Origin of the sequence: Rhizobacter sp. (assembly GCF_031412075.1) — a bacterium.
Lineage (GTDB): Bacteria > Pseudomonadota > Gammaproteobacteria > Burkholderiales > Burkholderiaceae_C > Rhizobacter.
This window is the reverse complement of the sequence record NZ_JANOCG010000387.1, coordinates 19,730-27,448: the sequence shown is the minus strand read 5'-3', so window position 1 is coordinate 27,448 and position 7,719 is coordinate 19,730. Positions and strand designations below refer to the sequence as shown.

8 protein-coding genes are annotated in these 7,719 nt (G+C 67.5%); 3 read left to right on the top strand and 5 right to left on the bottom strand.

What is annotated here, in order from left to right:
• The 4 genes from RMO40_RS14645 to RMO40_RS14630 form a co-directional block, all read right to left on the bottom strand.
• On the bottom strand, positions 1-187 hold a 187-nt coding region (locus tag RMO40_RS14645; RefSeq protein ID WP_489660167.1), incomplete at its 3' end, for an alpha/beta fold hydrolase.
• Positions 188-224: 37 nt separating this feature from the next.
• Entirely contained in the window at positions 225-1,691 is a 1,467-nt protein-coding gene (locus tag RMO40_RS14640; RefSeq protein ID WP_309722684.1) for a VWA domain-containing protein, read from the bottom strand.
• A 7-nt stretch (positions 1,692-1,698) separates the two neighbouring features.
• Positions 1,699-2,493, bottom strand: coding sequence for an AAA family ATPase (locus tag RMO40_RS14635; protein WP_309722681.1), 795 nt, complete (start codon positions 2,491-2,493; stop codon positions 1,699-1,701).
• Complete coding sequence (locus RMO40_RS14630) at positions 2,493-3,533, bottom strand: aliphatic amidase (RefSeq protein WP_309722678.1); 1,041 nt, start codon at positions 3,531-3,533, stop codon at positions 2,493-2,495. Before RMO40_RS14630 ends, RMO40_RS14635 begins: the two co-directional genes overlap by 1 nt.
• 127 nt (positions 3,534-3,660) lie before the next feature.
• On the opposite strand from RMO40_RS14630, the gene RMO40_RS14625 reads away from it, so the two are divergent.
• Positions 3,661-4,683, top strand: coding sequence for an alpha/beta hydrolase (locus RMO40_RS14625; RefSeq protein WP_309722674.1), 1,023 nt, complete (start codon positions 3,661-3,663; stop codon positions 4,681-4,683).
• A 7-nt stretch (positions 4,684-4,690) separates the two neighbouring features.
• Here the strand turns inward: RMO40_RS14625 and selD are convergent, their stop codons facing one another.
• Complete coding sequence (gene selD, locus RMO40_RS14620; protein ID WP_309722671.1) at positions 4,691-5,731, bottom strand: selenide, water dikinase SelD; 1,041 nt, start codon at positions 5,729-5,731, stop codon at positions 4,691-4,693.
• A 39-nt stretch (positions 5,732-5,770) separates the two neighbouring features.
• Here selD and mnmH point away from each other — a divergent pair, with 39 nt between their 5' ends.
• Entirely contained in the window at positions 5,771-6,841 is a 1,071-nt protein-coding gene (gene mnmH, locus RMO40_RS14615) for a tRNA 2-selenouridine(34) synthase MnmH (RefSeq protein WP_309722668.1), read from the top strand.
• Positions 6,838-7,719: a putative selenate ABC transporter substrate-binding protein gene (locus RMO40_RS14610; RefSeq protein ID WP_309722666.1), complete on the top strand. Its 882-nt coding sequence runs from the start codon at positions 6,838-6,840 to the stop codon at positions 7,717-7,719. The genes mnmH and RMO40_RS14610 overlap by 4 nt, the downstream gene beginning before the upstream one ends.

Sequence of the window (7,719 nt, the reverse complement as noted above, 5' to 3'; positions counted from 1 at the left end):
GGTCGGGCATCACCAGAAAGAAGCGGTCTTGCAGGGCGAGCGCGACGCGGTGCCAGATGGCGTGCGTCTGCGGGAAGCCATGCAGGAGCAGCAATGGCGGGCCACCCGCCTTGCCGCCGGTGCGCGCAAAGAGGCGCTGGCCGTTGACCTCGTGAAACTTCGCTTCGAAACCGTCGAACCAAGCCATCGTGTGCACCTCCAGGGGCACGATCTTGGCACGCAGGTCAGCGCTTCAGTGCCGTGGTCAGGGTCTTCACGGTGTGCACCCGGCCGGGGCCGAACACGCGCTGCAGTGGCCGCCATGCCGCTGCGTCGAGGCTCACGCACTGCATCCACACACCGCGCCGCGCGGCTTCGCGCACCGCCTGGCGCGCGTCTTCCACCAGGTACTGTGGGTCGTGCACGTCGACGTCGTGCGGGCGGCCGTCGGTGAGCAGCAGCACCCGGCGCAGCGCGCCGTGCCGCTGTGCGATCAGGTGGCTGGCGTGGCGCAATGCCGCGCCGAGGCGTGTGGACAAACGGCTGCGCAGGCGCATCAGGCGCTCGATGCACGCTGACCCCAGCGGTTCGCCAAATGCCTTCGGCTGGCTGTAGTGCACGGCGTGGCGGCCGTCAGAGCAGAAGCTGTGAATGGCGCACTCGCCGCCCGCACGTTCGATCGACGCTGCAGCACGTAGTGCGGCCTCGCGCGCGGCTGGCAACACCGCGGCGGTGGACGCCGAGGTGTCCAGCAACAGCAGCGTGCTGCCCGCGTCATGGGTGGCCTGGCTGCGACGGTAGACACGGGGCTCCAGCACCTGGCCGCTGCGGCGAGCGATGGCGGTGTCGACCAGCGCGTCGAGGTCGAACTCGTCACCGTCGGGTTGCGCCATCAGGCGTGTGCGTCGTGGGGCGGGCCGGGGGGATGTGGGCGCCATCACCGTGTCGTCGAGCACGCTGCACCAGTCGCGTCGGTACATCGGCACCAGGCGGTCCCACTCGGGGTAGCTGTGGCGTTGCAAGGGCGCTACCGCAGCACCGGCGGGCGGCGTGGCGGCCACCTCGTGTTCGGTGTCGGTGCGCTGTTTGTCGTGCCGCCACAGACAGCTGTTGTCGTCGCGGTAGCTCGGCATCACGGCATACAAACGCGCGTTGAACTGCAAGCGCATCTGGCCGATGTCGTTGCCGAGCAGCGAGGCGGCGTGGCGCAAGGCTTCAGGTTGCCTCAAGGCCAGCATGTCGCCGGCGTCGTCGACAAAAAAGAGCTGGCGCGCCTTGATCACCCACGGGTGCGGGTCGTGTTGGGCCGGGTCGAGCAGGCTGCGCGCCAGGCGACGCAGCAGGTCTTCAAAGCTCGGGGTGTCCGACATCACTGCCGCATGAAACGGCAGCCACAAGCGGCGCAGGCCCGGCAGCTCGCGGCTGGCGAGCCACTCGACACGTGCGTCTTCGAGCGCACCCAGAATCGCCTGCGTCACCGGGCGCAAGCCGGCGGGGTCGAAACGATGCTGCGAGAACACCAGGTGTGCGGCGGCGTGCGCGGCGGCGGCCTGGAACCACAGGTCGGGCGCTTCGTGGGTGGGCGCGTGCAGCGGCAGGTGCAGGCCGAGCGGCGAGAGAAACGGCCGCGTGGTCTGGGGCTCGGTGATGTCGATCAGCGTGGGCGTGACGTTCCACAGGCTGCGCAGGTAAGGCGAGAGCGCGCTGCGCATGGCGTGCTCAGAACGCGGCGTCGACGGTGGCGAGCAAGGCGGCTGCCACTTCGGCGTCGTCCGACAGCGGCGCAGCCACCGCGATGCGGCAGGCCGCCAGCGGCGACACACCCTGGCGGATCAAACGCCCTGCGTGCACCAGCATGCGCGTGGACGCGCCCTCGTCCAGCCCATGGCCTTGCAGCCGGCGTGTGCGCACGCCCAAGCCCACCAGGCGCGCCGCCATGTCCACTGCCAGGCCCGACTCGTGTGCCACGATGGCGACCTCGATCTCGGTGGTGGGGTAGTGGAAGTCGAGCGCGCAAAAGCGCTGCCGCGTCGAGGCCTTGAGCTCCTTCGCACCGCCGGGGTTGTACGAGGCCACGAGCAGGAAGTCGGGGTGAGCCACCAGCTGCTCGTTGTGCTTGTCCAGTGGCAGCATGCGGCGGGTGTCGGTCAGTGGGTGGATCACCACCGTGGTGTCGCTGCGGGCCTCCACCAGCTCGTCGAGATAGCAGATGGCCCCGCTGCGTGCGGCCAGTGTCAGCGGGCCGTCTTGCCAGCGTGTGCCGTGGGCGTCGAGCAGCCAGCGGCCGGTGAGGTCGGCGGCGCTGGTGTCGTCGTTGCAAGCCACGGTGATCAGCGGGCGCTGCAGCCGCCACGCCATGTGCTCGATGAAGCGTGTCTTGCCGCAGCCGGTGGGGCCTTTCAGCAGCACCGGCAGGCGCTGTGCATACGCGGCCTCGAACAGCGCGCACTCGTCGCCGCTCGGCTGGTAATAGGGTTCGGACGGCACGCAGCGTGCGTCCAGCATCGCGCCCATCAGCCGTGAACAGGTGTGGACTGGTTGGGGATGCCCTCGATCGGCGCCTCGTCGGTGCCCACCGTGCTGCGGGTGAAGGCCTCCACCTTCTTTCGCGTGCCCTCGGGGTCGTTGACCCACTGCGAATAAAAGTCGTAGGGGCACACCGCCACCCCCTTGTCACCCTCGCGCGAGTTGATGAGCCCGGTGTAGCCGCGGTGCACCAGCTTGAAGAGGTGGTTCTCGCTCTGCCCGTGCTTGCGAAAGTCGCGGATCAGGCTCTTGCTGAGCGCTGCGTATTGAATGCCCATTTCTTCTTCGCCGCACTCGCCCAGCGTGCGCCCGTCGAAGCCGATCAGCGCCGAGTGGCCGAAGTACGAGTACACACCATCGAAGCCCGCCGCGTTGGCCACCGCCACGTAGCAGTTGTTGGCGAAGGCCATCGCCTTGCTGATCAGAATCTGCTGCTCTTTGGCCGGGTACATGTAGCCCTGGCAACGCACGATGAGTTCGGCGCCCTTCATCGCGCAGTCGCGCCAGATCTCGGGGTAGTTGCCGTCATCGCAAATGATCAAGCTCACCTTCAAGCCCTTGGGCCCGTCGCTCACGTAGGTGCAGTTGCCGGGGTACCAGCCTTCGATGGGCACCCAGGGCATGATCTTTCTGTATTTCTGGACGATCTCGCCTTGGTCGTTCATCAAGATGAGCGTGTTGTACGGCGCCTTGTTCGGGTGCTCTTCGTGGCGCTCGCCGGTCAGCGAGAACACGCCCCAGACCTTCGCCTTGCGGCAGGCGGCGGCAAAGATCTCGGTCTCGGCGCCGGGCACGGTGGCCGCGTTTTCGTACATCTCGGCGCTGTCGTACATGATCCCGTGGGTGCTGTACTCCGGGAAGATCACCAGGTCGAGCCCGGGCAGCCCAAGCTTCATGCCGACCACCATGTCGGCGATCTGCTTCGTGTTGGCCAGCACCTCGGCGCGGGTGTGCAGGCGTGGCATCTTGTAGTTGACGACGGCCACGCCCACGGTGTCTTTGCTGCTGGAGATGTCGCCGTGGATCATGGAGTGCTCCGTCATTCAAGGGGTTGGAGCGATTGTGAAAACCGGCGCGGTATGGGCGAATACGTTGATTGACGTAGCCCGCGCGTGCAAGCGCATATGCTGTCAGCGTTGACCTCGATGGATTGCCTTGTTCGACACCTCACTCACCGAGCGCGAGATGGCCTTGATCGTTTCCAGTGCCTTGCAGCAGGCTGCCAAGAAGTGTGCTGCCCTCACCCTGTTGCTGACGGGCCTGCTGGCCGGCTGCGCCACACCCGAGGTGATGGTGCCGGGCGACCTGCAACCCGGCCGCCTGCCGCCGCCCGACACCCATCTCAACATTGCCGGCCTCGGCCCCTGCACCGACAGCACCGACCGCACCCTGCGCTTTGACGCCAGCCAACCGCTGCACGTGCTGGTGCATGGTTGTTTCGGCTCGTCGGGCCAGTTCCGGGCGCTGGCCCAGGTGCTGGCGTTTCATGGCCAGCAGGCGGCCTGTTTTACCTACGACGACCGCGCCAAGCTCACCGACAGCGCCACTGCGCTGCGCCAGGCCCTCAAGCAGCTCGCCGACGGCTCGCGCTTGCCGCAGCTCACCGTGATCGGCCACAGCCAGGGCGCGCTGATCGCGCGCAAGTCGCTCACCGCCTCGTTGGCCGGGCCCTTGCCCGAGCGTGCTGTCGACCTGCGCCTGGTCACGGTCTCGGGCCCGTTCGCCGGCATCGAGGCGGCGCGCACCTGCGGCAAGGTGTGGCTCTATCCGGTGTCGCTCGGCCTTCTGCCCCTGAGTTGTTACGCGGTGACCGGCCCCAAGTGGACCGACATCACCTACTCGTCGCGCTTCATCCGCGAGCCCGGCGAGCTGGCGCCGCAAGTCGGCCCCTACCTGAAGATCGACACCGACGAGCGAGGCAGCTGCCGGCGCGAAGAGGCCGGGCGCTGTGTCGAGAGCGACGACATCTTTTCGCTCGACGAGCAGCGCCACCCGGTGGTCGAGGCCGATGCCCGCACGAAGCGGGTGCTGGTGCCGGCGGGCCACGTCGAGATCGTGGGCGACAAGCGTGTGGCGCCCACCAAGCTGATCGAGGTCTTGCAGGCCGAAGGGGTGCTGCGTTTGACCTCGCCAACGCAGGCCTCGGCCTTCGAGCGTCTGTTGGCGCGGCTCTACTGAGCCCCGCTCACACCACCCGCAGCTGCGGTTCACCCGCCACCAGCCGGCCGATCACCGCTGCGCGCTCGAAGCCGGCGGCATGGAAACGCGCCAGCACCGCATGCGAGGCGTCGGTGCTGCACGACACCAGCAGGCCGCCGCTGGTTTGCGGGTCGGTGAGCATGGCCTGTTGCCAGGGCAGCAGCGTGGGCGGCAACAGCACCTGCCCACCGTAGCCCGCCCAGTTGCGCGCCGAGGCACCGGTGGCCACACCATCGCGGGCGAAGCCCACCGCCGTGGGGATCATTGGCACGCGCGCCATCTCCAGCTCGGCGGCCAGCTGCGAGCCGCGGCACATCTCCAGCAGGTGGCCGGCCAGGCCGAAGCCGGTCACGTCGGTCATGGCGTGCACGCCAGGCAGGGCACCCAGCTCGCTGCCCACGCGGTTGAGCTGGGTCGTGTAGTGCAGCATCTGCTGGTAGCCGGTCTCGTCGAGCAGCCCCTTCTTCAGCGCGGCCGACAAGATGCCCACGCCGAGTGGTTTGCCCAGCACCAGCACGTCTCCGGCCTTCGCGTCCGAGTTGCGGCGCACGCGGTCGGGGTGCACCAGGCCCAAAGCGACCAGGCCGTAGATGGGCTCCAGCACGTCGATCGAGTGGCCGCCTGCGATCGGGATGCCGGCCTCGCGGCAGATGCTGGCGCCACCTTCGAGGATGGCGCCGATCACGTCGAGCGGCAGTTTGTCGAGCGGCATGCCCAGCAGGGCCAGCGCCATGATGGGGGTGCCGCCCATGGCGTAGATGTCGGAGATGGCGTTGGTGGCGGCAATGCGCCCGAAGTCGCGCGGGTCATCGACAATCGGCGTGAAGAAGTCGGTGGTGGCCACCAGCGCCTGGTTGGCATTGAGGCGGTACACCGCCGCGTCGTCGGCGGTTTCGATGCCCACCATCAGCTCGGCCGGAATCAGGCCCTGCGGGGTGCGCGACAAGATCTCGGTCAGCACACCGGGCGCGATCTTGCAGCCGCAGCCACCGCCGTGGGAAAACGAAGTGAGTCGAATGGGATCCATGTTGTTAGTGTCGATCAAAACGGACATGCACCGGGCGTCATGAGTCATAAACCCATCACGGTTCGTGACCTGGCCGACTTCAGCGTGGTCATCGATACCCGCTCGCCCGCCGAGTACGCGCTCGACCACATTCCGGGCGCGCTCAACTACCCGGTGCTCAGCGACGAAGAGCGCCACATCACCGGCACCACCTACGTGCAAGTCTCGGCCTTCGAGGCCCGCAAGATCGGCGGCGCCATGGTCGCGCGCAACATCGCACGGCACCTCGACGAATCGTTTCGCGACCAACCCAAAGACTGGCGCCCGCTCGTCTATTGCTGGCGCGGCGGCATGCGCAGCGGCAGCTTCGTCACCTGGCTGCGCCTGGTCGGCTGGGACGCGCAGCAGTTGAAGGGCGGCTACAAGGCCTACCGCGCCCACGTGATCGAGCGCCTGGCCTCGCTCACCCCCACGCTGAACCTGAGGGTTCTGTGCGGCCCCACCGGCAGCGCCAAGACCCGCGTGTTGCAGGCCTTGGCGGCGCAGGGCGAGCAGGTGCTCGACCTCGAAGCCCTGGCCGCTCACCGGGGCTCGGTGCTGGGCGGCATCCCGGGGCGCGAGCAGCCGTCGCAAAAAGCGTTCGAGACCCAGCTGATGGCCGCCATGGCGGCGCTCGACCCGGCGCGCCGCGTGTGGGTCGAAGCCGAAAGCCGCCGCATCGGCCGCATCAGCCTGCCCGACGACTTGTTGCAGCGCCTGCGCGAAAGCCCGGTGGTCGAGATCGAGGCCAGCCTCGAGGCGCGGCTCGCCTACCTGCTGCGCGACTACGCCTGGCTGGGCGACGACCCGCAAGGTTTTGCCGACAAGCTCGGCACGCTCAAAGGCCTGCTGCCCAACGAGACGCTGGCCCAGTGGCAAGCCTGGGCGCTGGCACGCGAGCTCCCGCCGCTGTTTGCCGCCCTGATGGCCGAACACTACGATCCGCTCTACAAACGCTCGCAAGGGCGCCACCTCGAACGCCTGGGCCAGGCGCAGCGGGTGGGCGCCGACGATCTTTCCCCCCTAGGCATCACCGCGCTCGCGCGGCAGGTGGCCGCACTTTCTGACACCCGACCCACGGAGACTCCATGACCTTTTTCAAACGCTCTTTCAAACGATGGCTCGGCCTCACCGCGCTGACCGTTTTCACCAGCGTCGCGGCTCAGGCGCAGACCGTCAGCCCGGGTGTGCTGCGCGTGACCGCCATCCCCGACGAGTCGCCCACCGAGCTGGCGCGCAAGTTCGCGCCGCTCGGGGCTTACCTCGAGAGCAAGCTCGGCATGAAGGTTGAGTGGACACCCGTCACCGACTACGCTGCCGCGGTCGAGACGCTCGTCAACCGCAAGGTCGACCTGGCCTGGTTTGGGGGCTTCACCTTCGTGCAGGCGAATGTGCGCGCCAACGGGAAAGTGATCCCGCTGGTGCAGCGTGAAGAAGACGAGCGCTTTCGCTCCGTCTTCATCACCGACGCCAAAAGCGGCATCACCCAACTCGCCGACCTCAAGGGCAAGACGGTGAGCTTCGGCTCGGCCTCCAGCACCTCGGGCCATTTGATGCCGCGCAGCTTTTTGCTCGCCGCCAAGATCAACCCCGATGTGGACTTGAAGCGCGTGAGCTTCTCGGGCGCGCATGACGCCACCATCGCGGCGGTGGCCAGCGGCAAGGTCGATGCGGGTGCGCTCAACATTTCGGTGTGGGAAAAGTTTGTCGCCGAGAAAAAAGTCGACACCACGCAGGTGAAGGTGTTCTTTACGACCCCACCGTATTACGACTACAACTGGACGGTGCACGCCGACATGCCCGCCGACCTGCGCAACAAGATCGCGCAAGCCTTTTTAGCCCTGGATCCCAACACACCGCTGGGCAAAGAGATCCTCGGCCTGCAACGTGCCACGCGCTTCGTGCCGACCCAGGCTGAAAACTACAGCGGCATCCGCGCCGCGGCTGAGAACGCTGGCCTGCTGAAGTGA